This is a genomic window from Nocardia sp. NPDC049737, from assembly GCF_040674755.1.
Taxonomy (GTDB): Bacteria; Actinomycetota; Actinomycetes; order Mycobacteriales; family Mycobacteriaceae; genus Nocardia.
This window is the reverse complement of sequence record NZ_JBFANH010000004.1, coordinates 200,824-222,882: the sequence shown is the minus strand read 5'-3', so window position 1 is coordinate 222,882 and position 22,059 is coordinate 200,824. Positions and strand designations below refer to the sequence as shown.

Below are 22,059 nucleotides of genomic sequence, written 5' to 3'. Positions count from 1 at the left end.
ACCCCCGAAGGCGTCTGCACCGGCGGGCGCTGACGAGGTTCGGTCATCGTGCCGCGCGCCGCGCATCGAATCGTCCGAGATTCTGTGCGCGGCGTGCGAATTCGTGCGCGGGAGATCGTTGGTCAGGGCAGCAGGCCGAGGCGGCGGGCGGTGACGACAGCCTCGTGGCGGGAGTGCGCGTCGAGCTTGGTCATCGCATTGCGCAGATAGCTCTTGACTGTTTCCGGACCGAGCGAAAGGCGTTGGGCAGCTTCGTGATTGGTGCAGCCGAGGGCGATCTGGGAGAGCACGTCGAGTTCCCGGCGGGACAGTCGCGGCGCATCCGCGGGTGGGTCGCCGACCAGGACTCGGGTGAGGCGTCCGCATACCGAATGTAGGCGTTCGCGTAGGCGTTCGTCCTCGGCCGAGCGGGCCGCACCACGCAGTTCGGCATTGATCTCACGCAGTTCCTCGGCGACGGCGGGTGCGGTCTCGGGCGCGGGAGTGGTCATTTCCAGCAGGCGCAGGCGACGGTCCACCTCGTCACGGATGGTGATCTCGGTGGCGAGGCGTCGGCTGGCCGTGACGACCAGGTCGGCGGTGCGGTCGCCGAGTGGGGTGCCGCCGCGGTTGGCGGCGTAGAGCACCGCGCGGGAGCGATCGTCGACCACCACCGGTACCGCGAGCACCGAACGGATGCGTTCACCGGAAACCGGGCCGTCGTAGTGGTGGGTGATGTCTGAGGCGCTGCGGTAGTCGGCGACCGAGGCGGGGCGGCGCATATCCATGACCCGGCCGCCCAGTCCGGAGGTGCGCAGCACGGTCAGCCCGCGCAGGCCATTGGTGACGGTGCCGACGAATTCGGTGAGCAGCAGCGCGTCGTCATGCACTTCGCCGCCGAAAACCACCGGCACGCCCGCCTTATTCGCCACCCAGCGGATCTCGGCGCGCAGCGCATCGCCGTCGCGCGGCCGCAGCAGCGCGGTGGTGTGGGTCAAAAGACTCACCCCTTTTCGGGGGTAGTGCCGAACGTGATGTGACCCACATCCTATTGGAGATCGAGGTGGCCTGGATCACCGATGAGGAGAGGCGAGATGACCGCGGACCTGAACGCGCGTGTGCGCGAGTTACTGCAGACCTACGACGGACCCGACGCCAGCGCGGCGGATCTGCTGTGCGACCGGCACCCCGCCGATCGGATCGCGTTCACCATTGTCGACCCCGACCTGACCTCGACGGACCTGACCTACGGTGAGCTTCGCGAACGCTCCCAGCGCTTCGCCGTCGCCCTGGCCGGCCTGGGCGTCGAACCCGGCGACCGCGTCGCCACGCTCATGTCGAAGTCCGCCGACCTGGTGATCGCGCTGCTCGGCATCTGGCGCCGCGGCGCGGTCCACGTCCCGCTCTTCACCGCCTTCGCCCCACCTGCCATCGCCTTCCGACTGGCCGCGAGCGACGCGACGATCGTCATCGCCGACGCCGATCAGGCGACAAAGCTGCTACCGGGCGATGACATCCCAGCCGATCCGCCCTGGCGCGTCATCATCGCCGGGAACGGTCCCTCTGGAGGTGACGCGGCGGCATCACTGCGGTTCGCGGATCTGCTCGCCGCCTACTCCGCCGATGACCCGCGCGCGGCCGCTGTGGCGGTCGGCGGGGATGGGCTACTGGTGCAGTTGTTCACCAGTGGCACGACGGGTACCCCGAAGGGCGTGCCGATTCCGGTGCGTGCGCTCGGGGCATTCCATGCCTACCAAGAGTTTTCGCTGGATGTGCGCGCGGACGACGTCTATTGGAACGCGGCGGATCCGGGCTGGGCGTATGGACTGTACTGGGCGATTCTGAGCCCGCTCGCCTCCGGTATCCGCAGCTTGCTGCTACATGCCGCCTTCTCCGCACCGCTGACCTGGCAGGTGCTCGAACGCTTCGGCGTCACCAACTTCACCGCCGCGCCGACGGTCTACCGCGCGTTGCGTGCCGATAGTTCCGCCGCCCCAACCGATCTCCGGTTGCGGCGGGCGTCGTCCGCGGGCGAACCGCTGACTCCGGATGTGGTGACGTGGTCGGTCGAAACCCTCGGCGTCGCGGTACGCGACCACTACGGGCAGACCGAGCACGGCATGCTCATCTGCAATTCCTGGCACGATGCGCTGCGAGTAGACACTCCCGCGGGCTCGATGGGTCGGACGATGCCGGGTTGGCATTGCGCGGTGCTCGCCGAGGATGCAGACGTCGAAGCGCCGATCGGCGAACTGGGCCGGGTCGCGATCGATACCGAACACAGCCCGCTGCTGTGGTTCCTGGGCTACCTCGACGCCCCGGAACGTACCGCGCAGCGCTACACCGCCGACGGGCGCTGGTATCTGACCGGGGATGCCGGATCCCTGGATGCGGATGGTTTCTTCCACTTCTCCGCCCGCGACGACGATGTCATCATCATGGCCGGATACCGCATCGGCCCGTTCGAGGTCGAGAGCGTGCTGGTGCTCGACGAGCGGGTGGTCGAGGCCGCGGTGGTCGGCATGCCCGACGAATTGCGCGGTGAGGTGCTCGAAGCATTTGTGGTGCTGCGCGACGGTTTCGAAGGTAACGCCGAACTCGAGGCCGAATTGCAGAGCCTGGTGAAGCGTAAGTTCGCCGCGCACGCCTATCCACGCAAGGTGTATTTCGTGGACGCCCTCCCCAAGACGCCCAGCGGTAAGGTACAGCGGTTCATCCTGCGGAAGCAGGGGGTTCAGTGATGTCCGCACTTGCGAGTTACGCATCCGGCACCGCGGACACCCCGCTGCTCGGCGATACCATCGGCGATGACTTCGACCGCATGGCCGCCGCCTATGCGGACCGGGAAGCGTTGGTGGACTGCCCATCCGGCCGCCGCTGGACCTATCGCGAACTCGCGGCCGCGATCGACGCACTGGCCACCGGGTTGGCCGAGCGCGGCATCACCAAGGGTGACCGGGTCGGCATCTGGGCCCCGAACTGTGCCGAGTGGTTCCTCACCCAGTACGCGACCGCGAAACTCGGTGCGATCCTCGTCAATATCAATCCGGCCTATCGCACCAGCGAATTGGAATACGTGCTGCGCCAGGCCGGTGTGCGCATGCTGATTGCCGCGCCGGAATTCAAGAGCTCGAACTACATCGCCATGATCGAGCAGGTTCGGCCGAATTGTCCTGACCTGGAACACGTTCTGGTACTGGGCGCTCCTGCATGGGATGCGGTGGCGCAGACCGCTATCGATGCTGGACGACTGGCGGCGATTGCCGCGACGCTGTCCATGGACGACCCGATCAATATCCAATACACCTCCGGCACAACAGGTTTCCCAAAAGGGGCGACGTTGAGCCATCACAACATCCTCAACAACGGCTACTTCGTCGGCGAACTCTGCGGCTATACCGAACAGGACCGGATCTGCGTGCCGGTGCCCTTCTATCACTGCTTCGGCATGGTCATGGGTAATTTGGCGAGCACCAGTCACGGTGCGGCCGTGGTGATTCCGGCCCCTGCGTTCGATCCGGTCGCAACCCTGGACGCCGTGGCCGCGCAGCGGTGCACCTCGCTCTACGGCGTACCGACGATGTTCATCGCCGTACTCGCGGAACTGGATTCGGGTAGGGACGTCGACCTGTCCAGTCTGCGTACCGGCATCATGGCCGGATCACCCTGCCCGGTCGAGGTGATGAAGCGGGTGATCGATCGCATGGGCATGCGTGAGGTGTGCATCTGCTACGGCATGACCGAAACCTCCCCGGTGTCGACCCAGACCCGCCGCGACGACGGCATCGACCGCCGCACCGCGACCGTCGGCCGGGTCGGCCCACACCTGGAGGTCAAAATCGTCGACCCCGCAACAGGTTTGACCATGCCGCGCGGCGAACCCGGCGAACTGTGCACCCGCGGCTATTCGGTCATGCTCGGCTACTGGTCCGAACCAGAGAAGACCGCCGAGGCCATCGACGCCGCCCGCTGGATGCACACCGGCGATATCGGCGTCATGGACGACGACGGATACCTCGCCATCACCGGCCGGATCAAGGACATGGTGATCCGCGGCGGCGAGAACATCTACCCGCGCGAGATCGAGGAATTCCTCTACACCCACCCCGACATACTCGACGCCCAGGTGATCGGCGTCCCCGACCCGAAGTACGGCGAAGAACTGATGGCCTGGATCCGAATGAAGGACGGCACAACACCATTGGACGCCGACGCGATCCGCGCCTTCTGCACCGGCAAGCTCGCCCACTTCAAGATCCCGCGCTACGTGCACATCGTCGAGGAGTTCCCGATGACCGTCACCGGGAAAATCCGCAAAGCCGAAATGCGTGAGCTCGCTGTGGAACTGCTCGTGTCGTCGGACCGTGACGACTGATGTCGTGAGCACATGGGTAACCCGTCGGGGACGTCCAAAACTACGGCAGCAGATCGACCGCCGGCCGGCGACGGAAGTCTTCGTGCACCTCACGACCGGAGCGCGAGTTGTCCAGTCCGTACTCGACCTTCCGTACCAGCGCTGACACCGCGCAGTCCGGGCATCATCATGCCGGTTTACCTGGGCGTGGGCCGTTTGTCAGGTGACAACGGTAGTGTCTCGGGCGTGACGACAGCGCCCGAGATCGCCAGTTCAGCGACGAACACCGACACGACCGCCGCCGCACCGGCCGCGACCACAGCTCTGGCCAGCGTGGGCCGGCGCATCGCCGATGAGCTCGGCGTGCGCGAGACCCAGGTTCGCGCCGCCGTCGAGCTGCTGGATGCGGGTTCCACGGTGCCCTTCATCGCGCGATACCGAAAAGAGGTCACCGATGGCCTCGATGACGCCCAGCTCCGCCAGCTCGACGAGCGCCTGACCTATCTGCGCGAACTCGATGAGCGCCGCGGCGCGATCATCGAATCCATCAAGGGCCAGGGCAAACTCGATGACGCGCTGCTCGGGCAGCTGATGACGGCCGAGACCAAGGCTCGCATCGAGGACATCTACCTGCCGTACAAGCCGAAGCGGCGCACCAAGGCGCAGATCGCCCGCGAGGCCGGTCACGAACCCGTCGCCGATGCACTGATCGGCGATCCGAACACCGATCCCGCGCAGTACACCGCCGAACAGCTCGACGGCGCCCGCGCCATTCTGGTCGAGCGTTTCGCCGAGGACGCCGACCTGGTCGGCGAGCTGCGTGAGTTGATGTGGAACCGCGGCCAGGTCAGCTCGAGCGTGCGGCCGGGCAAGGAGGAGGCGGGCGCGAAATTCGCCGACTACTTCGAATTCAGCGAGCCGTTCAGCAAGCTGCCCTCGCACCGGATCCTCGCGCTGCTGCGCGGTGAGAAGGAAGAGATCCTGCAGCTGCAGCTGCAGCCGGATGCCGAGGAATTGGAGCCGGGCGAGCGGTCGGTCTACGAGGGCCGCATCGCGGTGAAGTTCGATATCGCCGATCGCGGCCGTGCCGCCGATACCTGGCTGCTGGATACGGTTCGCTGGGCGTGGCGCACGAAACTGCAAGTGAGTCTTGGTATCGACACCCGCATGCGGCTGCGTCAGGCTGCCGAGAAGGACGCCGTCGACATCTTCGCCGCGAACCTGCGCGACCTGCTGCTCGCCGCGCCCGCGGGTACCCGCACCACCATGGGGCTGGATCCGGGCTACCGCACCGGCGTGAAGGTCGCCGTCGTAGACGCCACCGGCAAGGTCGTCGCGACCGAGGTCATCTATCCGCACAAGCCGCAGGGCCAGACCGAGAAGTCGCTGGCCGTACTCGGCGCGCTGGTCGCCCGCTTCGGCGTCGACCTCATCGCCATCGGCAACGGCACCGCCTCGCGTGAGACCGATGCCCTTGCCGCCGAACTGATTTCGCGGATTCCGGAGAACAAACCGACCAAGATCGTGGTCTCCGAGGCGGGCGCGTCGGTGTACTCCGCATCGGCTTATGCCTCGCAGGAACTACCGGATATGGACGTCTCACTGCGCGGCGCGGTATCCATCGCCCGTCGTCTGCAGGACCCACTGGCCGAGCTGGTGAAGATCGACCCGAAGTCCATCGGCGTCGGTCAGTACCAGCACGATGTCTCCGAAACCCTGCTGGCCCGTTCGCTGGGCGCGGTGGTCGAGGATGCGGTGAACGCGGTCGGTGTCGATGTGAACACCGCATCGGTGCCGCTGCTGTCGCGGGTATCAGGTATCGCCAATTCGATCGCCGAAAGCATTGTGGCGCACCGCGATCAGCACGGCCCGTTCCGCAGCCGCACCGCCCTGCTCGATGTGCCGCGCCTGGGCCCCAAGGCCTTCGAGCAGTGCGCGGGCTTCCTGCGCATCCGCGGCGGCGACGATCCGCTCGACACCTCCGCGGTGCACCCCGAGGCCTATCCGGTGGTGCGGCGGATCCTGGAATCGACCGGGCGCGGTATGGCGGAACTGATCGGCAACACCACGACCCTGCGTGCGCTGCGGCCCGCCGATTTCACCGATGAGAAATTCGGTATCCCCACTGTCACCGACATCATCTCCGAACTCGAGAAGCCGGGGCGCGACCCGCGTCCGGAATTCAAGACCGCCGAATTCGCGGCGGGTGTGGAGAACGTCGCGGATCTGCAGCCGGGCATGGTGCTCGAGGGTGTGGTTACCAATGTGGCCGCATTCGGCGCATTCGTCGACATCGGCGTGCACCAGGACGGACTTGTGCATGTCTCGGCCATGTCGCACAACTTCGTCAAGGATCCGCGCGAGGTCGTGAAGTCCGGCGATGTCGTCAAGGTGAAGGTGCTCGAGGTCGATGTCGCACGTCAGCGCATCGGGCTGTCGCTGCGGCTGGACGACGAGCCGGGCGATGCGGCCAAGGGCGACGGCGGTCGCAGTCGTGGCCAAGGCGGTCGCGGTGGGCAGGATCGCGGCGGACAGCGGCAGAATGGTCAGGGTAGGCAGCAGGGCCAGGGTCGACAGCAGGGCCAGGGTGGGCAGCAGAATCAGGGCCGCAACCATGGCAACCAGCGGCGCAACGCACCCGCACCGAGCGGTTCGATGGCGGATGCGCTGCGGCGGGCCGGTTTCGGGCAGTAGGGCGATACGGGCGGAGGTTTGTAGGCGGCCATGCGACGGTGGCTCGAAGACGATGTGATCGGGCACGGCCGCCTCCCGCTGCTGTGCTTCCTCCTCGGGTTCATCGTCGGCTTCCTGCTGATCCGGCTCAGCGTCCGACTGATCCGCAAGCAGGTCCGCTGGTGGCCCGGCAATCTGCGCTCCGGTGGGGTGCACATCCACCACATGGTGTTCGGGGTCATCCTGGTGCTGCTGTCCGGCATCGGGATGGTCACCACCTACGAGAGCGCCGGTGCGCTCACCGCGAGCCTGCTCGCCGCCGCCTTCGGTGTCGGCGCGGCCCTGACCCTCGACGAATTCGCGCTGATCTTTTACCTGCGCGATGTGTACTGGGAGGAGCAGGGCCGCACCTCGGTCGATGCGGTCTTCGTAGCACTGGCGGTGACCGGACTGCTGCTGCTCGGGTTCCACCCGCTGTGGTTATTGGATATCAACGACTTCCGCCGCGACCCCAGCACCGAAGTCCGCATCTTCATCGTTTGCTTCGCCGTGGTGAACCTGGGTCTGGCGGCTATCGTCATCGCCAAGGGAAAGATCTGGACCGGCCTGTTCGGCATGTTCTTCCTGCCCCTACTCATGGTCGGCGCATTCCGCCTGAGCAGACCCGGCGCACCGTGGGCCCGCTGGCGTTACCCAGGCAGGCGACGGCTCATGTACCGAGCAATAGTCCGCGAACGCCGCTACCGCCGCCCAGTGATCCGCGCCAAGATCTTCGTACAAGACCTCGTCGCCGGAAAACCCGACGTCGTCCACGTCCGCGAGGCCGCCGAAGCCGAATTGGCTCGCACCGTCGTCCCCGCACCCCCCGCCCCCCACCACTGGCACCACCCCTGGCCCGCCTCTCCTCACGACCAATAACCCCCCCACACAATTGCCGAGAATGTACTGGTGGAGGGTCCTCTCGACGTTTGCCTCAACCGTTGCACGTTGATCAAGCGTCCAAGGCTGCGTAGCGCAGGCGGGCTGGGTCGGAGAGCAGGTCGATGGCGGCGATTTTGTCGTCGACGATGGTGAAGGCGATCAGTGAGACTGTTCTGTCCTTGGCGGTGTTGAGTAATCCTGGCGCACCGTTGACCAGAACATGTTGCGAGGCAAAGGTATTGGCGGCGCGTTGGAAGGCATCGAGCTGACCGGCCACCGTCGCTGCACCGTGCAGTACGCGCATGCCGGGGAAGCGGGCTCCGGCGTCGGCGCGCAACACCACGTCGGGGTCGAGAATGGCCAGTAGTGCGTCGAATTCACCGCCGCGGGCGGCCGCGAGGAAGGCCTCGACGACCCGACGTTGGCGAGGCAGATCGCGGTCGGCGCGTGGCGCTTGATTCTGGACCCGGCGACGGGCGCGGCTGGCCATCATCTTCGCCGCGGCCGCGGATTTGCCGATGATCGGGCCGATCTGGTCGAACGGCACCCCGAACATATCGTGCAGTACGAAACTCACGCGCTCCGCGGGATTCAGCGAGTCCAGCACGATCTGCAGCGCCAGTCCGACCGAATCCGCGAGTACCGCTTGATGTTCCGGCTGTGTCGCCGCATCGGTGGTGACGATCGGGTCGGGCAGATAGGCCTCCTGGCTGCGGGACTTGCGCGATCGCAACATATCCAGGCAGACCCGCCCGACGGTCGTGGTGAGCCAACCGCCGAGATTGTCGATTTCCGCGGTATCGACCCGCGACAGCCGTAGCCAGGCCTCCTGCACCGCATCATCGGCCTCGCTCAGCGAACCGAGCATGCGATAGGCCACCGCGCTCAGGTGCGCCCAATACGCCACGAATCGGTCCGCCAAAGAATTGTCTTTGCCCACAGCGATCTCCTCGAGGTTGCTCGAAGAGATGACGGAACCGAGCCCGTGAGTGTGACAACCCGTTACCTTGTCGGGCCGCCATCCGTCAGACAGTTATGAACCTACGAAAGACCTCCCGCCTGGCCTACCTCGGCGCCACCGGAATCCTGTTGACCGAGACGGTCGTCGGGTCCTACTGGGATCTCGCGCGAATCTCCTACGTACGCGAGGTTTTCCAACGACTCGAATACCCGATGTACTTCGCCACCATCATGGGCATCGCCAAGGCCGCCGCGGTCACCGCGATCGTGACGCCTGGCTTCCCGCGCGCCGAGGAATGGGCGTACGCGGGCCTGACCTTCGTCTACGGCGGCGCGGCCGCCTCCCATATCGCCGTCGGCGACGAGCCGAAGGCATGGCTCGGACCGCTGGGTTTCGCCGGGCTCACCCTCGCATCGTGGTCCCTACGCCCGACCAGGTCACTCGCGGTCTGATGGGGAGAGGAATCGATCATGGACAACATCATCGAGATAAACGGCACAGTTGCGCCTGGATTCGATTGGGTGCGCGAGGAGTTCGCCGAGGAGAACGGTGAATCCGGTGCTCAACTCGCCGCCTTTGTCCACGGTGAGCAGGTGGTCGACCTGTGGGCCGGTCCGCAGGTCACCGGCGATACCTCGACCGGCTTCACCCCCGTGGACGTCCTGACCCTGCCGAACGATCCGGGCGTACGTGCACAAGGCCAAGGTTCAGCGGGAGGGTCGGCAGCGCCCGCGGACTGGCGGCCATGTACGCCGTCGCGATCTCCGGGCGTGACGGACACCCTCCGCTGTTGAAGCCCGACACCCTCGCGGCGGTGACCACCATCCACAGCGCCGGCCCGGATCTCGTTCGCGGCGACCGCGCGCCCTATGCGCTCGGCTTCGAGGCCAAGGGCCTGTACTACCCGTACCTGAGCGCGAACGCCTTCGGTCACACCGGTGCCGTGGGCAGCGACGGCTTCGCGGATCCGCGCAGCGGGTTGGCCTATGGCTACACTCGGCGGCGCGCGGCCTTCGGGTTCAGGGGGATGGCAGCCGGCGGGGTGGGTGAACTCAGCGCGCCGGAGAACGACCGTTTGGCGGCCGCGGGCACCGTGCGGCCACCCGATGAGCCGGGCCCGATTTTTCCTGCGACCCGCCGATCTGGCACAATGCACAGGTTGCCCTGGGTGCGTTCGGCCCACGGAGCACCCCTTATTCGGAGCATGAACCGGTCGAGCACGCCAGTGCCGCCAGGGTCCTCTGCTCGCGCAAACATCAGAAGGATGAAATGAACACCCTTGACTTCGTCGACGAAAAGTCGCTGCGCAGCGACGTCCCCGACTTCCGTCCGGGCGACACGCTCAACGTGCACGTGAAGGTCATCGAAGGCTCGAAGGAGCGCATCCAGGTCTTCAAGGGCGTCGTGATCCGGCGTCAGGGCGGTGGCATCCGCGAGACCTTCACCGTCCGCAAGGTGTCGTTCGGTGTCGGTGTGGAGCGCACCTTCCCGGTGCACAGCCCCAACATCGACCACATCGATGTCGTGACCCGCGGTGACGTCCGTCGTGCCAAGCTGTACTACCTGCGCGATCTGCGCGGCAAGGCCGCCAAGATCAAGGAAAAGCGCTGAGCCGGTAGCAGTACCGCCCGGCACGAAAGTTCTTCAGTAGCCCGGCACCGGACGTGAGTCATGGTGCCGGGCTAATCTGTTCGGCGTGGCAGACGAAAGTGGGTCGATGACGGTGGCCGATTCGGACGACGAGGGTACGAGCCGTCGCTCGCGGCGCTCGAAGCGCAAGCAGCGCCCCTTCTGGCAGGAATTGCCGGTCCTGATTGTCATCGCCGCGGTCATCGCGGCACTCATGGTCAGTTTTGTTGGACGCCCGTACGTCATTCCGTCCCAGTCGATGGAAGAGACGCTGCTCATCGGCGACCGTATCTACGTGGAGAAGCCGAGCTACTACTGGGGCGAGCCGCAGCCCGGTGACGTCGTGGTGTTCGTCGGTCCGCCGTCCTGGAATACCCGCTACCAGTCGATCCGGTCCAGCAATGTCGTCGTGCGCGGCGTGCAGAACTTCTTCTCCTTCTTCGGACTCGTGCCACCGGATGAGAACGATCTGGTGAAGCGAGTGATCGCCGTCGGTGGCCAGACCGTGCAGTGCTGCGACGCGCAGGGGCGGGTCATGGTGGACGGCAAGCCGTTGGACGAGCCGTACGTCCTGAACGACTACCCGTGGTACCCGGGTCAGCAGAACGCGACCTACCCGGCGGGGCGGGTATTCGGCCCGGTCAAGGTGCCCGAGGGCAACCTGTGGGTGATGGGCGACAACCGCAACCAGTCCGCCGATTCACGCGCCCACGTCAGCGATAACCTGCAGGGCACCGTCCCGATCGACAATGTGCGCGGCAAAACGGTCTTCAAGATCTGGCCGCCCAGCCGGATCGGTCCGGTGAAAGCACAGGATCCCCAGACGAACTGATCGGTGCGAGCCGCAGGATAATTGGATGGTGGGGCAGGGTCGAGTGGCTAGGGCTAATGGCGCGACTGCGGGCAACGGGTGGCCGCCGCGTGTGGTGATGCGTCGAGCCGGTGGGTTGCGCACGTTGGAGGCCGCGCTGATCCGCAGTGGACTCGGCCCGGTCGCCGGTGTCGACGAGGCCGGGCGCGGACCCTGTGCGGGACCGCTGGTAGTCGCCGCCTGTCTACTCGCTCCGAAGGCCTACGACAGGCTGGCCGGACTCGACGATTCCAAGAAGCTCACCGAATCCGTGCGCGAGGAGCTGTACCCGGTCATCACCCGGTTGGCGCTGGCCTGGAAGGTCGTCGTCATTCCGGCCTGGGAGATCGACTCGATCGGCATCCACGTCGCCAATATCGAGGGTATGCGGCGCGCGATCGCCGGACTCGGGCAGACACCGGGGTATGTACTGACCGACGGCTTCCGGGTGCCCGGAATTCCGGTGCCGTCGCTGCCGGTCATCGGCGGTGACGCGGCCGCGGCCTGTATCGCGGCGGCGAGCATTCTGGCCAAGGTGACCAGGGATCGAATGATGGTCGAGTTGGACGAGCGGTTCCCCGGCTATGGATTCGCCGCGCACAAGGGCTACAACACGCCCGAGCACACGGCCGCGCTGGAGCGGCTCGGACCGAGCAGTGAGCACCGCCGATCTTGGCGCAATGTGCGACTGGCAGCGGGGTTGCGGCCGGTAGCCGCGGCGGAGTACGCCGACGCGGAACTGGCCGATGAGGTTTTGCTGGAGGGCGTCGAACCGGATAGCCGAGTGGCTACCGATGCGGCGCATGCGCGATGATGATGTCAGCAGACGCAGTGCGGCGAGAAGGAGGACGTCCCACCCGATGAGTGCCGAGGACCTGGAGAAATACGAAACCGAGATGGAGCTCTCGCTATATCGGGAGTACAAGGACATCGTCGGTCAGTTCTCGTACGTGGTGGAGACCGAGCGCCGCTTCTATCTGGCCAACTCCGTCGAATTGCGGCCGCAGAACGCCGACGGCGAGGTGTACTTCGAGGTGCGCATGAGCGATGCGTGGGTGTGGGATATGTACCGGCCCGCACGCTTCGTGAAGCATGTTCGGGTGATCACGTTCAAGGACGTGAATATCGAGGAGTTGGAGAAGCCGGATCTGCGGCTGCCCGAGTAGACGCTCTGGTCCGCGCAGACTGTGGTTGGTGCTCGGGCCTATAGCATCGGGCACCGACAAGTAGGTGGAGTACAGGCGCTGGATCCTCGGGTTGTCCACAGCTGAGCGGGTATCCACAGGTTTTCTGTTCGCGCAGGTCGCTGTCATCGGCCGTGGGCGCGGTCCGGGCACGCTGAGCCGGTGGCAGAAAACCAGGCGCTCGGCGCACAAGGGGAAGAACTGGCGGCCCGATTCCTGCAGGCCGCCGGGATGGAGATCATCAACAGGAATTGGCGGTGCAAGTACGGCGAACTGGATCTGATCGCCCGGGATGGCCGCGTGACTGCCTTCGTCGAGGTCAAAACGCGAACCGGAACGAAGTTCGGGACGCCCGCCGAGGCGGTCACCTTCGATAAGCAGCAGCGGATCAGGCGGCTGGCGCTGGTGTGGCTGTCCGAACAGGACGGTCCGTGGCGCGATATCCGCTTCGACGTGATTTCGGTGCTGCTGCACCGCGGCCACCGACCTGTCATCGATCACCTGAAAGCGGTGTTCTGATGGCGCTGGGGGTGGCGTATTCGGTCGCGGTGAGCGGGGTGGACGGCCAACTGGTCGAAATCGAGGCGGATATCGGGCAGGGACTGCCTTCGGTGCATCTGGTCGGCTTGCCCGATACCGCACTGCAGGAATCTCGTGACCGGGTGCGCTCCGCGGTGGCGAATATCGGGGAGAAATGGCCGGATGGACGCGTGATCCTGGCACTGTCTCCGGCGACACTGCCCAAAATCGGCAGCGTCTACGATCTGGCCCTCGCGATCGCGGTGCTGGACGCGGCGGGCGCGGTCCCCTCCGATCGGCTCGGAAAGACCGTATTGCTGGGGGAATTGGCGCTGGATGGGCGCGTCCGCCGGGTGCGCGGCATCCTGCCCGCGGTGCTCGCGGCACGCAATGCGGGTTGGACGCGGGTGATCGTGCCGGAATCCGCACTGGCCGAAGCCGGTCTGGTCGACGGCATCGAGGTTTTCGGGGCGACGAGCCTGCGCACCGTCGTCGCGTGGCTGCGCGGTGAGGGCAGTCTGGTGGAGCCCGATGGCATGCTGCCAGACAGCGTGCGCTGTGGCGGCGATCTGAGCGAGGTGGTCGGTCAGGAGGAGGCCCGGTGGGCATTGGAGGTCGCCGCGGCCGGCGGACATCACCTGCTGCTCACCGGGCCGCCCGGAATCGGTAAAACCATGCTGGCACAACGTCTTCCGGGACTACTCCCGCCGCTCACCGAATCCGAGGCGCTCGAGGTGACGGCTATCCATTCGGTCGCAGGCGCGCTCTCCAACGACGCTCCGTTGATCACCATGCCGCCCTTCGTCGCTCCGCATCACTCGACCTCGGCCAGCGCCATGGTCGGTGGGGGATCGGGGACCGCACGTCCGGGTGCCGTCAGCCGTGCTCATCGCGGGGTTTTGTTCCTCGATGAATGTGCGGAGATAGGGACCAAGGTCCTGGAAGCGATGCGAACGCCCTTGGAAGAGGGCGAAGTTCGCATCGCGCGCCGCGACGGAGTGGCTCGCTACCCGGCCCGTTTCCAACTGGTCTTGGCCGCGAATCCCTGCCCCTGTGCCCCCGCCCGCGATGTCGACTGCATCTGCGCCCCGCTCGCGCGCCGCCGATACCTCGGCAAATTGTCCGGACCGTTGATGGATCGCATAGACATCTGGGTTCAGATGCACGGGCACCCCGGGGCGTCGTTCGCCGCCGAGGAAGCCGAAAGCAGCGAGGTCGTGCGCCATCGAGTCGCGGCCGCACGGCAGGCCGCAGTGCAACGTTGGAAGGACTACGGCTGGTCCAACAACGCCGAAGTTCCGGGCCACATCCTGCGCCAACGTTTCCGACTTCCCCACGAAGCAACCGCCCCCATCGAAGCCGCCCTCCGCCTGGGCCGCCTCTCCGCCCGCGGCGCCGACCGGGCCCTCCGCGTCGCCTGGACCATCTGCGACCTCCGCAACGCCGACCAACCCAGTGCCCAAGACGTACTGGCCGCCTTGAACTTCCGCCAACGGAGCTCCCATTGAGCGGGGCGACGGGAGCCGAGCGCCCGATCGTCGGTGAGGTTATGAGGTCCGTTGCGCCAGACATCGGCGACAGTGCAAACGCCTCGGGGTGCGCAGGCACGGCGCACATCGGTGCGGCCGCTTCGGATCTCTCGGCGACCGCAGCGAGTTGCCTTGCTGCCGTGGGGTGTCCGGGCGAGTCGACGGGCAATGTCTCCGATTGGGCACCACTGACGGCGCGTGGCGACCATCCCGCGAGCGGTGCCATGCGCACCCCGGTGGGCAGCGGATCTTGCGCGACGCGAGCGGTCGTTGCACCCGAACCCGCAGAGGCGGCGGCGGGCGGTGCATCCGCCACTGGCGGGTGTGCAGCCGAGTCGATGGCCACCTCGGATTACCGAGCTGCCTGTGGCGGCGTTCCCACCACGGTTCCGTTGCCGGGCGACAGCTCATGTACCACAGGCGATTCGGACGTTGTCTCGGATCGCGTAGAGGTGCGGGCATGCGGCGGATCTATTGCCTCGGCGAGTGGGGCTGCGGCAAAGGGAACCTCGGGTACCTCGGTGGAAAGTGATACGCATCCGGTCGCATTGGTGGACAGCAGGGCGGATGCGGCGGGAGATGTCAGGGCGGGGACAGACCGCACACGTGGTTCGGGGCATGGGGATGTGGATCTGGATGGTTGGGCTTCGGGGAGTTCGGAGCTAATGGTTTCCAGTGGGGATGTTGATGGGCGGCGGTTGGCTTGGGCGTATTTGTCGCGAGTGGTTCAGGGGCCGTGTGCGGCGTTGTCGTCGTTGATCGAGTCGGTCGGGGTTGTGGAGGCGGCGCGGGCGGTACGGGAGTGTGAGCTGCCGGGGTCGTTGCTCGGGCCGACCGCTGAACGACGGAAGATCGATTGTGCGGCGCGGGATCTCGAGGTGATGGAGCGGCTGGGTGGCCGGTTGGTGACTCCGGACGATCCGGAGTGGCCGGCGTGGCGGATGCTCGGGCTCCGCCAACTCGAGCCGGGACGCGATCGGGACGGGGCGGTGCCGTTGGCATTGTGGGTGCGTGGGCCGCAGTCGTTGTCGGAGTCGAGCGAGCGGGCGATCGCGGTGGTCGGGGCGCGGTGCAGCAGCGGATACGGCGAGCACGTCACCGGCGAGATCGTTGGTGATCTGGCCGCACAGGGCTGGACAATCGTGTCTGGAGCCGCCTTCGGTATCGACGGTATGGCGCATCGCTGCGCGCTCGCCGTCGGCGCTCCGACGATCGCCGTCCTTGCCTGCGGCGTCGATCGTCCCTATCCGGCCCAGCACGAGCGACTGTTAGCCGAGATCGCCGAAACCGGTTTGGTAGTCAGCGAATACCCGCCAGGTACGGTTGCCCACAAGAACCAATTCCTGGCCCGCAATCGCCTGATCGCCGCGCTGGCGGACGGCGTCCTCGTTGTAGAAGCCGGACTGCGCAGCGGCGCTCGCAACACCGTGAAATGGGCCCGCCGCCTCGGCCGCCCCGCCCTCGCCATCCCAGGCCCGGTCACCGCCGCCTCATCGGCAGGCTGCCACCGCATGATCCGCGAAGGTGAAGCCCTCCTGGTCACCCGCGCCGAAGACGTCATCGATGAAGCCGGCCCACTACGCCTGTCACTACCAATCGGCCAGCCGTCCGAGCCCAGCGACCGATTACAAGGCCACGAAGCCTCGGTCTACGCCGTCCTCCCCGAAATCGGCTCCCGCCAACCCCGCGCTATCGCCGAAAACTCCGGCCTGGACCTCCCCACCGTCCGTGCCATACTCCCTGCCCTCGAACTCGTTGGTCTAGTGGGCATGGACGAAAACGGCTGGCACCGAACCGCGAATCCTCCGAGCCGATGAACGATTCACGCGCCGAGCCGATCACAGCTCGCTCGAGTGACCCGGAGAGCTCGCGCTCGGCAGCGCGGCTCGTGCTCGCAGCAAGCGAGTCGCGCTCGTCTGGGGGTGTAGCCGTGCTGGTGCCCTCGTGGCGAAGCTCGCTCGCTGTCACGAGGGACAGCTCGAGTGAGCTGAGGGGCGTTTCGCGATCTCCGCGGCCATGGACCGGCATCGGCGCGGACTGGTGCAGTCGGTGGCTCGGTGTCGTTCGTCCGCCGATTTCGGAGAAATGCAGTTGACGCGATGATGCGGCAGACCGTGTCCACGGCGGTAAACCTGCGGCGTTGCGGCGTGCTCACTTGCCAAGGGGGGTGGCGGCGGTGACGGTGGGGGGATGGAGTTGCCGGAGGATCTCGAGGCGTTGCTGGCGGAGTATGAGCGGCATTTGCGGCTCGGGCGGAATCGGTCGGTGCATACGGCGCGGGCGTATGTGGGGGATGCGCGGTCGTTGTTGGGGCATTTGGTTGCGCGGTCGGCGGATTCGGCGGTGCGGGAAATGGATTTGGCGTTATTACGGTCGTGGTTGGCGGCACAGTCGGCTGGTGGGGTGGCCCGGACTACCATGGCGCGGCGGGCATCCTCGGCGAGGACGTTCACCGCTTGGTTGACCAGCACCGGGCGGCTGTCCATCGATCCGGGGTTGCGGCTCGGGTCGCCGAAGGCGCATCGGGTGTTGCCTGCGGTGCTCGGTACGCAGCAGGCTGTCGCGGCTATGGATGCGGCGGAATCCGGTGCGGTACAACGCGATCCGATGGCATTGCGGGATCGGCTGATTGTGGAGCTGCTGTACTCGACCGGGATTCGGGTCAGTGAGTTGTGCGGTCTGGATCTCGACGATATCGATCGCGAACGGCGGCTGGTCCGCGTTATCGGTAAGGGCAACAAGGAGCGCTCGGTGCCCTTCGGAGTACCGGCCGACGAGGCGATTGCGAATTGGCTGCGGTACGGCCGCCCCGCGCTGGCAATAGCCGACTCCGGGCGCGCGCTACTGCTCGGTCGTCGCGGTAAACGGCTCGACCAGCGACAGGCCAGAACGGTTGTCCACGAGGTCGTTTCGGCAATTCCGGGCGCACCCGATATGAGCCCGCACGGTCTGCGGCATTCGGCCGCAACCCATCTGTTGGAGGGCGGCGCGGACCTGCGCGTAGTACAGGAACTCCTCGGCCACGCCAGTATGGCAACCACCCAGCTCTACACCCACGTCTCCATCGAGCGCCTGAAGAAGGTGCACGACCAAGCCCACCCCCGTGCCTGACCGCCCTCGGGATGGAGGACCACTGCACCGGAAGCCGTGATCGGGATCGGGGCGCTGGCCACCAGGATGTCTCGTCCACCCGCTTACAGCGGCTGCGCACCCCGCTGCAGGGAGGAGTGTGCAGCTGACAGTGGTGTGCGAGCGGGGCAGGACCATCGAAGCGACCGCGGGCTCAGATGATAATTGAAACGCGTTCTTGTAGCTGAAAGCGATGCGACAAGAGTGATATGGCGTCTATTCTGACACGAGTTCTAGTTTGGAGGATTCGTGAACACCGCACGATTTGTCGACGGTGCATGCTGCACTGCTATCTCGGGGCGGGGCCGATGAGTACGCATGTTGTGCTGGGCAAGCAAGTGCAGATGCCCGTGCGGATTCGGCTTGCGCGTGCATTTATGGCGACCTACTCGGTATCGGCGGCTGCCGCGCAGCGACTCATCGCCTACTCCGGCCTGGAGATCCTTCGGCTGCCGGGCGGTCGCGCGATGTGCACGCTCGTTTTCGTCGATTACGTCGACGGCGACCTCGGGCCGTACAACGAGTTCGGTGTGTCGTTCATGGTCCGCCACCACACCGCTGGACCCACCGGCACGCTCGGTGATCTGCGCGCGCTGTCCACCGGTGGCGCGGGTGTCTTTATCCATCGTCTCCCCGTAGACGGTGAATTCACCTTGGCGGCGGGCCGCGGTATCTGGGGTTTCCCCAAGGAAATCGCCGATTTCGACGCACAGCACGAGGGCAGCGTGCGACGTGGCGCACTGCGTCAGAGCGGACAGTTGATCGTCGATCTCACCATCCGCCCCGGTCTCGCGGTCCCGCAGCGCCGTAGCGGCTCCTCCTTCGACGCCTACTCCCATATCGATGGGATCACCCGCTGCACGCATTGGCAGATGGAGCCGTCCGGCATGCGCGTTCGCCCCGGTGGCGCAGAACTGTCCCTCGGCGAGCATGCCTGGGCCGACGAATTGCGCTCCCTCGGATTACCCAAGCGTGCACTCATGGCCTCGACCGTCGATCGGCTCGCGATGACCTTCCAGGACGCCACACCCGTCTGACCGGGAGCGCTGCACACGCGATCGCGATCTTTGTAGACGACCGCAATGCCGGTAGTTAACCTGACGTAGCGGAACGTTCGCATGCGGCAGGAAACCGACAAGCGATGCAGAGGTGCCCGTGAATTCCGACGACGACCATGGCGCAGTCCGAGCCGAGGCGGCATGACCCTCCCCACCCCCGCTGAGGAATCCGAGGACGGGGAAGACGAGATCGACTACCGCTTCACCCTCGCCAACGAACGCACCTTCCTGGCCTGGATGCGCACCTCGCTCGGCCTGCTCGCGGGCGGTGTCGCGGTGCACACGCTGGTGCAGCCGCTGCGGATGTCGGGGCTGCGTCGCACGCTCGCGATGAGCTGCATCGTGCTCGCTGTGATCATCGCGGTCGGTGCGTATGGACATTGGCGGCGCGTCGGTCGGGCCATGCGAAACGGTGAACCGCTACCCAACACGATCATGGTGCCGATTCTGTCGGCGGGTATCGCCGTCGTGTCGGTATTTGCATGCGTGGTGGTGTTGTTTCGATGAGCGCCAAGGGTCTGGCCGCCGAACGCACCGCTTTGGCGTGGCGGCGCACCGCCGTTGCCGCGATAGTCGTGGCCGCGCTTTTCGTCAATCATGCCGCGATGCACGGGTGGCGCGCCGTCGCCATCGCACCGACCGGCGCGGCGATCACCATGGCAGCCGTTGCGGCCCTTTCCTTTTCACGCAATCGCGCCTTGCATCAGGGGCGCTTCGGCCACGGCGGGGGAGCCATTGCCGCGACCATGCTGGCGGTGCTGGCCGTCGCATGCGTCGCGGCCGCTATCAGTTTTACGGATCCACGGCCCTAATGCGTTGCGGGCCGGACATGTTCGGCGGACAACCACAGGAGGATGGATATGAGCACTGCGACCGAGCCGAGCGAATTCATCGTCGCCGAGCAGCAACGAGCGACTGCCGCGCTGCCCTCTGATACGGCCGATCTCGCGGATGCGGACCGCGGGTTCATCGCGGCACTCAAGCCCGGGGAGGTGCGCACGCCGGATGGAAAGATGGTGTGGGACAACGACTCCTACGCTTTTCTGCAGGGAAGCTGTCCGGCGTCGGTCAATCCGAGCCTGTGGCGGCAGTCCGGTCTGGTTGTCAAGCAGGGACTGTACGAGGTCGCGGCGGGTATCTATCAGATCCGCGGGCTCGACCTGTCGAATATGACGCTGATCGAGGGCGACACCGGTGTGCTCGTGATCGATCCGCTGATCTCGGCGGAGACCGCTGCGGCGGGCCTGGCGCTGTATCGCGCGCACCGAGGCGATCGACCGGTGACCGGATTGATCTACACCCATTCGCACGCCGACCATTTCGGCGGTGCGATGGGTGTGACGACGGTCGACGAGGTTGCGGCCGGTCGCTGTCCGGTGCTCGCACCGGCCGGGTTCCTCGAACACGCGGTTGCCGAAAACATCTATGTGGGAACGGCGATGGGGCGTCGATCTGCCTATATGTACGGCGCCGCGCTGCCGCGCGGTCCGAAGGGGCAGGTCGGCGCCGGTCTCGGACAGACTACGTCGATGGGCACGATCACATTGATTTCGCCGACGGTGGATATCACCGGCACCGGCCAGGAGGAGACGGTCGACGGGATCCGGATCGTGTTCCAGCTCACCCCGGGCACCGAGGCGCCCGCCGAGATGAACTTCTTCTTTCCCGATATGCGCGCGCTGTGTATGGCCGAAAATGCGACGCACACAATGCATAATCTGCTGACGCTGCGTGGCGCGCTGGTGCGTGACCCGCATGTGTGGGCCAGGTATTTGACCGAGTCGATCAATCTGTTCGCCCGTAATTCCGACGTGGTCTTCGCCTCGCATCACTGGCCGACCTGGGGAACCGAGCGGCTGGTGGAATACCTTTCGCTGCAACGTGATCTGTATGGATACCTGCACGATCAGACGGTGCGCAGGCTCAATCAGGGATATCTGGGTGGTGAGATCGCCGAGATGCTGGAGCTGCCACCGGCCATCGCCGATGCATGGCACACGCACGGGTATTACGGCTCGGTCAGCCACAATGTCAAGGCCATCTACCAGCGGTACATGGGGTGGTTCGACGGTAATCCGGCGCATCTGTGGGAGCATCCGCCGGTCGAATCCGCGCGGCGCCATGTGGAATTCATGGGTGGTGCCGACGAGGTGCTGCGCAAGGCGCAAACCGCTTACGACGCGGGCGACTACCGGTGGGTCGCCCAGGTGGTCAACTACGTCATCTTCGCTGACCCGACTAACGAGGCGGCGAAAACACTGCAGGCCAACACCTTCGATCAGCTCGGCTATGGTGCGGAGAACGCCACCTGGCGCAACTTCTACCTCAGCGGAGCATATGAGCTGCGCAACGGCTCGTTTGGCAGCCCGACGACAACTGCGCCCACGATGCTGGAGGCGCTGACCATCGAGCAGATTTTCGATGTGATCGCGCTGCGCATCGACGGACCGAAGGCGTGGAATCTGCGCGTGGTGATCGACTGGCATATTACCGACGAAAAACGCACCTACCGCCTCGAACTGCGCAACGGCCTGTTGGTCCACTACGACAAGCCCGACGGCGCCGACATACCCGATCCGGACGCATCTTTCACCTTGACGAGGGCGATCCTGATTCGAGCCTTGTTGGCAGGCGAGAACCTCGGCGCACTGGTCGCCGCGGGCGATATCGCCATTGCCGGGAATCCCAGCGGGCTGAACTCGGTGGTCGGTGTGATCGACGCGCCGGATCCTGACTTCGCCATCGTCACCCCGTGAGATCGTGCCGGGACCTTGTGTGCCGATCGACTAAATCGCTCGACGCGCGAGGTCCGGGCACGTATGGTCGGCGACCATGTCCACGGAAGCCATCGACAAATCCGTACCTGTGCGTGAGCGCCTCCGCACTGCGCTGTCCGCTGCGATGAAGACCCGCGACCGCAGCGCGATCTCCGGGCTGCGCTCAGCCCTCGGTGCCATCGATAACGCCGAAGCCATCGACACCGTGGACATCAAGGCCGGTGCCATCGAGACCAGTGCGGTCGGACTCGGCGCCGCCGAAGCTCGCCGCCGCGATCTCACCGAGGCCGATATCGAACAGATCGTCCGCGCCGAAATCGCCGACCGACAGCATGCCGCCGCCGAATACGACGCTCTCGGCCGCTCCGATCACGGCGATCTGTTGCGCGCCGAAGCTGCCGCGCTCGAGGTGCAGCTCTAGGTACCCGACGCCGGGTGCTGTGTACGTGCAGAGCCGTGGGCGCGAGGCCCGGATGGCTGCGAAGCACGTCGATCA

General features: G+C 65.9%; 22 protein-coding genes. 20 read left to right on the top strand and 2 right to left on the bottom strand.

Going from position 1 to position 22,059, the window contains the following annotated elements; translation table 11 throughout:
• Window positions 1-122 precede the first annotated feature (122 nt).
• The gene (locus AB0J47_RS07810; protein ID WP_364341730.1) at window positions 123-977 is read right to left on the bottom strand and encodes a LuxR C-terminal-related transcriptional regulator; all 855 of its coding nucleotides are present in this window, start codon (window positions 975-977) and stop codon (window positions 123-125) included.
• A 96-nt stretch (window positions 978-1,073) separates the two neighbouring features.
• On the opposite strand from AB0J47_RS07810, the gene AB0J47_RS07805 reads away from it, so the two are divergent.
• The 4 genes from AB0J47_RS07805 (at window position 1,074) to AB0J47_RS07790 (ending at window position 7,924) form a co-directional block, all read left to right on the top strand.
• A complete protein-coding gene (locus tag AB0J47_RS07805; protein ID WP_364341728.1) occupies window positions 1,074-2,720 on the top strand; it encodes an AMP-binding protein in 1,647 nt (548 codons plus the stop codon).
• Window positions 2,720-4,354 (top strand): AMP-binding protein, encoded by a 1,635-nt coding sequence (locus AB0J47_RS07800; RefSeq protein ID WP_364341726.1) that lies wholly within the window; start codon window positions 2,720-2,722, stop codon window positions 4,352-4,354. The genes AB0J47_RS07805 and AB0J47_RS07800 overlap by 1 nt, the downstream gene beginning before the upstream one ends.
• A gap of 303 nt (window positions 4,355-4,657) precedes the next feature.
• Window positions 4,658-7,027, top strand: a complete 2,370-nt coding sequence (locus AB0J47_RS07795) for a Tex family protein (protein WP_364342036.1) — start codon at window positions 4,658-4,660, stop codon at window positions 7,025-7,027.
• 30 nt (window positions 7,028-7,057) lie between these two features.
• Window positions 7,058-7,924, top strand: a complete 867-nt coding sequence (locus AB0J47_RS07790; protein ID WP_364341724.1) for a hypothetical protein — start codon at window positions 7,058-7,060, stop codon at window positions 7,922-7,924.
• 73 nt (window positions 7,925-7,997) lie between these two features.
• Here AB0J47_RS07790 and AB0J47_RS07785 read toward each other — a convergent pair whose 3' ends face one another.
• Window positions 7,998-8,867, bottom strand: a complete 870-nt coding sequence (locus AB0J47_RS07785) for a sigma-70 family RNA polymerase sigma factor (protein ID WP_364341722.1) — start codon at window positions 8,865-8,867, stop codon at window positions 7,998-8,000.
• Window positions 8,868-8,962: 95 nt separating this feature from the next.
• Here AB0J47_RS07785 and AB0J47_RS07780 point away from each other — a divergent pair, with 95 nt between their 5' ends.
• From AB0J47_RS07780 to AB0J47_RS07705, 16 genes are all read left to right on the top strand, one after another.
• Window positions 8,963-9,340 carry a DoxX family protein gene (locus AB0J47_RS07780; RefSeq protein ID WP_364341720.1) on the top strand — a complete coding sequence of 126 codons (378 nt, stop codon included), beginning with the start codon at window positions 8,963-8,965 and terminating at the stop codon, window positions 9,338-9,340.
• 18 nt (window positions 9,341-9,358) lie between these two features.
• Complete coding sequence (locus AB0J47_RS07775) at window positions 9,359-9,682, top strand: hypothetical protein (protein ID WP_364341718.1); 324 nt, start codon at window positions 9,359-9,361, stop codon at window positions 9,680-9,682.
• Window positions 9,679-10,161 (top strand): hypothetical protein, encoded by a 483-nt coding sequence (locus tag AB0J47_RS07770; RefSeq protein WP_364341716.1) that lies wholly within the window; start codon window positions 9,679-9,681, stop codon window positions 10,159-10,161. The genes AB0J47_RS07775 and AB0J47_RS07770 overlap by 4 nt, the downstream gene beginning before the upstream one ends.
• Entirely contained in the window at window positions 10,158-10,499 is a 342-nt protein-coding gene (gene rplS, locus AB0J47_RS07765; RefSeq protein ID WP_011210681.1) for a 50S ribosomal protein L19, read from the top strand. The genes AB0J47_RS07770 and rplS overlap by 4 nt, the downstream gene beginning before the upstream one ends.
• A 106-nt stretch (window positions 10,500-10,605) precedes the next feature.
• Entirely contained in the window at window positions 10,606-11,349 is a 744-nt protein-coding gene (gene lepB, locus AB0J47_RS07760) for a signal peptidase I (protein WP_364342034.1), read from the top strand.
• Window positions 11,350-11,392: 43 nt separating this feature from the next.
• Window positions 11,393-12,181: a ribonuclease HII gene (locus AB0J47_RS07755; RefSeq protein ID WP_364341713.1), complete on the top strand. Its 789-nt coding sequence runs from the start codon at window positions 11,393-11,395 to the stop codon at window positions 12,179-12,181.
• A 46-nt stretch (window positions 12,182-12,227) separates the two neighbouring features.
• Entirely contained in the window at window positions 12,228-12,533 is a 306-nt protein-coding gene (locus AB0J47_RS07750; protein WP_011210678.1) for a DUF2469 domain-containing protein, read from the top strand.
• 180 nt (window positions 12,534-12,713) lie between these two features.
• Window positions 12,714-13,070: a YraN family protein gene (locus AB0J47_RS07745; RefSeq protein WP_364341711.1), complete on the top strand. Its 357-nt coding sequence runs from the start codon at window positions 12,714-12,716 to the stop codon at window positions 13,068-13,070.
• Window positions 13,070-14,578 (top strand): YifB family Mg chelatase-like AAA ATPase, encoded by a 1,509-nt coding sequence (locus AB0J47_RS07740; RefSeq protein WP_364341709.1) that lies wholly within the window; start codon window positions 13,070-13,072, stop codon window positions 14,576-14,578. Before AB0J47_RS07745 ends, AB0J47_RS07740 begins: the two co-directional genes overlap by 1 nt.
• Window positions 14,579-15,264: 686 nt before the next feature.
• Window positions 15,265-16,416, top strand: a complete 1,152-nt coding sequence (dprA, locus tag AB0J47_RS07735) for a DNA-processing protein DprA (RefSeq protein ID WP_364341707.1) — start codon at window positions 15,265-15,267, stop codon at window positions 16,414-16,416.
• Between the two features lie 373 nt (window positions 16,417-16,789).
• Window positions 16,790-17,710, top strand: coding sequence for a tyrosine recombinase XerC (locus AB0J47_RS07730; RefSeq protein ID WP_364341704.1), 921 nt, complete (start codon window positions 16,790-16,792; stop codon window positions 17,708-17,710).
• A gap of 326 nt (window positions 17,711-18,036) precedes the next feature.
• A complete protein-coding gene (locus tag AB0J47_RS07725; RefSeq protein ID WP_364341702.1) occupies window positions 18,037-18,765 on the top strand; it encodes an acetoacetate decarboxylase family protein in 729 nt (242 codons plus the stop codon).
• A 162-nt stretch (window positions 18,766-18,927) separates the two neighbouring features.
• Window positions 18,928-19,293 carry a DUF202 domain-containing protein gene (locus AB0J47_RS07720; protein WP_364341700.1) on the top strand — a complete coding sequence of 122 codons (366 nt, stop codon included), beginning with the start codon at window positions 18,928-18,930 and terminating at the stop codon, window positions 19,291-19,293.
• Window positions 19,290-19,598, top strand: a complete 309-nt coding sequence (locus AB0J47_RS07715) for a DUF202 domain-containing protein (protein ID WP_364341698.1) — start codon at window positions 19,290-19,292, stop codon at window positions 19,596-19,598. Before AB0J47_RS07720 ends, AB0J47_RS07715 begins: the two co-directional genes overlap by 4 nt.
• 48 nt (window positions 19,599-19,646) lie before the next feature.
• The gene (locus tag AB0J47_RS07710) at window positions 19,647-21,542 is read left to right on the top strand and encodes an alkyl sulfatase dimerization domain-containing protein (protein WP_364341696.1); all 1,896 of its coding nucleotides are present in this window, start codon (window positions 19,647-19,649) and stop codon (window positions 21,540-21,542) included.
• A 76-nt stretch (window positions 21,543-21,618) separates the two neighbouring features.
• Window positions 21,619-21,984, top strand: coding sequence for a hypothetical protein (locus tag AB0J47_RS07705; RefSeq protein ID WP_364341694.1), 366 nt, complete (start codon window positions 21,619-21,621; stop codon window positions 21,982-21,984).
• Window positions 21,985-22,059 lie beyond the last annotated feature (75 nt).

What these genes read in the sequence shown, in the direction of transcription:
- AB0J47_RS07805 (WP_364341728.1), top strand. Translation starts at nt 1,074, where the DNA reads ATGACCGCGGACCTGAACGCGCGTGTGCGCGAGTTACTGCAGACCTAC.
- AB0J47_RS07730 (WP_364341704.1), top strand. Translation starts at nt 16,790, where the DNA reads ATGGAGTTGCCGGAGGATCTCGAGGCGTTGCTGGCGGAGTATGAGCGG.
- AB0J47_RS07715 (WP_364341698.1), top strand. Translation starts at nt 19,290, where the DNA reads ATGAGCGCCAAGGGTCTGGCCGCCGAACGCACCGCTTTGGCGTGGCGG.
- rplS (WP_011210681.1), top strand. Translation starts at nt 10,158, where the DNA reads ATGAACACCCTTGACTTCGTCGACGAAAAGTCGCTGCGCAGCGACGTC.
- AB0J47_RS07720 (WP_364341700.1), top strand. Translation starts at nt 18,928, where the DNA reads ATGACCCTCCCCACCCCCGCTGAGGAATCCGAGGACGGGGAAGACGAG.
- AB0J47_RS07780 (WP_364341720.1), top strand. Translation starts at nt 8,963, where the DNA reads ATGAACCTACGAAAGACCTCCCGCCTGGCCTACCTCGGCGCCACCGGA.
- AB0J47_RS07800 (WP_364341726.1), top strand. Translation starts at nt 2,720, where the DNA reads ATGTCCGCACTTGCGAGTTACGCATCCGGCACCGCGGACACCCCGCTG.
- AB0J47_RS07790 (WP_364341724.1), top strand. Translation starts at nt 7,058, where the DNA reads ATGCGACGGTGGCTCGAAGACGATGTGATCGGGCACGGCCGCCTCCCG.
- AB0J47_RS07750 (WP_011210678.1), top strand. Translation starts at nt 12,228, where the DNA reads ATGAGTGCCGAGGACCTGGAGAAATACGAAACCGAGATGGAGCTCTCG.
- dprA (WP_364341707.1), top strand. Translation starts at nt 15,265, where the DNA reads ATGGTTTCCAGTGGGGATGTTGATGGGCGGCGGTTGGCTTGGGCGTAT.
- AB0J47_RS07710 (WP_364341696.1), top strand. Translation starts at nt 19,647, where the DNA reads ATGAGCACTGCGACCGAGCCGAGCGAATTCATCGTCGCCGAGCAGCAA.
- AB0J47_RS07740 (WP_364341709.1), top strand. Translation starts at nt 13,070, where the DNA reads ATGGCGCTGGGGGTGGCGTATTCGGTCGCGGTGAGCGGGGTGGACGGC.
- lepB (WP_364342034.1), top strand. Translation starts at nt 10,606, where the DNA reads ATGACGGTGGCCGATTCGGACGACGAGGGTACGAGCCGTCGCTCGCGG.
- AB0J47_RS07705 (WP_364341694.1), top strand. Translation starts at nt 21,619, where the DNA reads ATGTCCACGGAAGCCATCGACAAATCCGTACCTGTGCGTGAGCGCCTC.
- AB0J47_RS07775 (WP_364341718.1), top strand. Translation starts at nt 9,359, where the DNA reads ATGGACAACATCATCGAGATAAACGGCACAGTTGCGCCTGGATTCGAT.
- AB0J47_RS07725 (WP_364341702.1), top strand. Translation starts at nt 18,037, where the DNA reads ATGAGTACGCATGTTGTGCTGGGCAAGCAAGTGCAGATGCCCGTGCGG.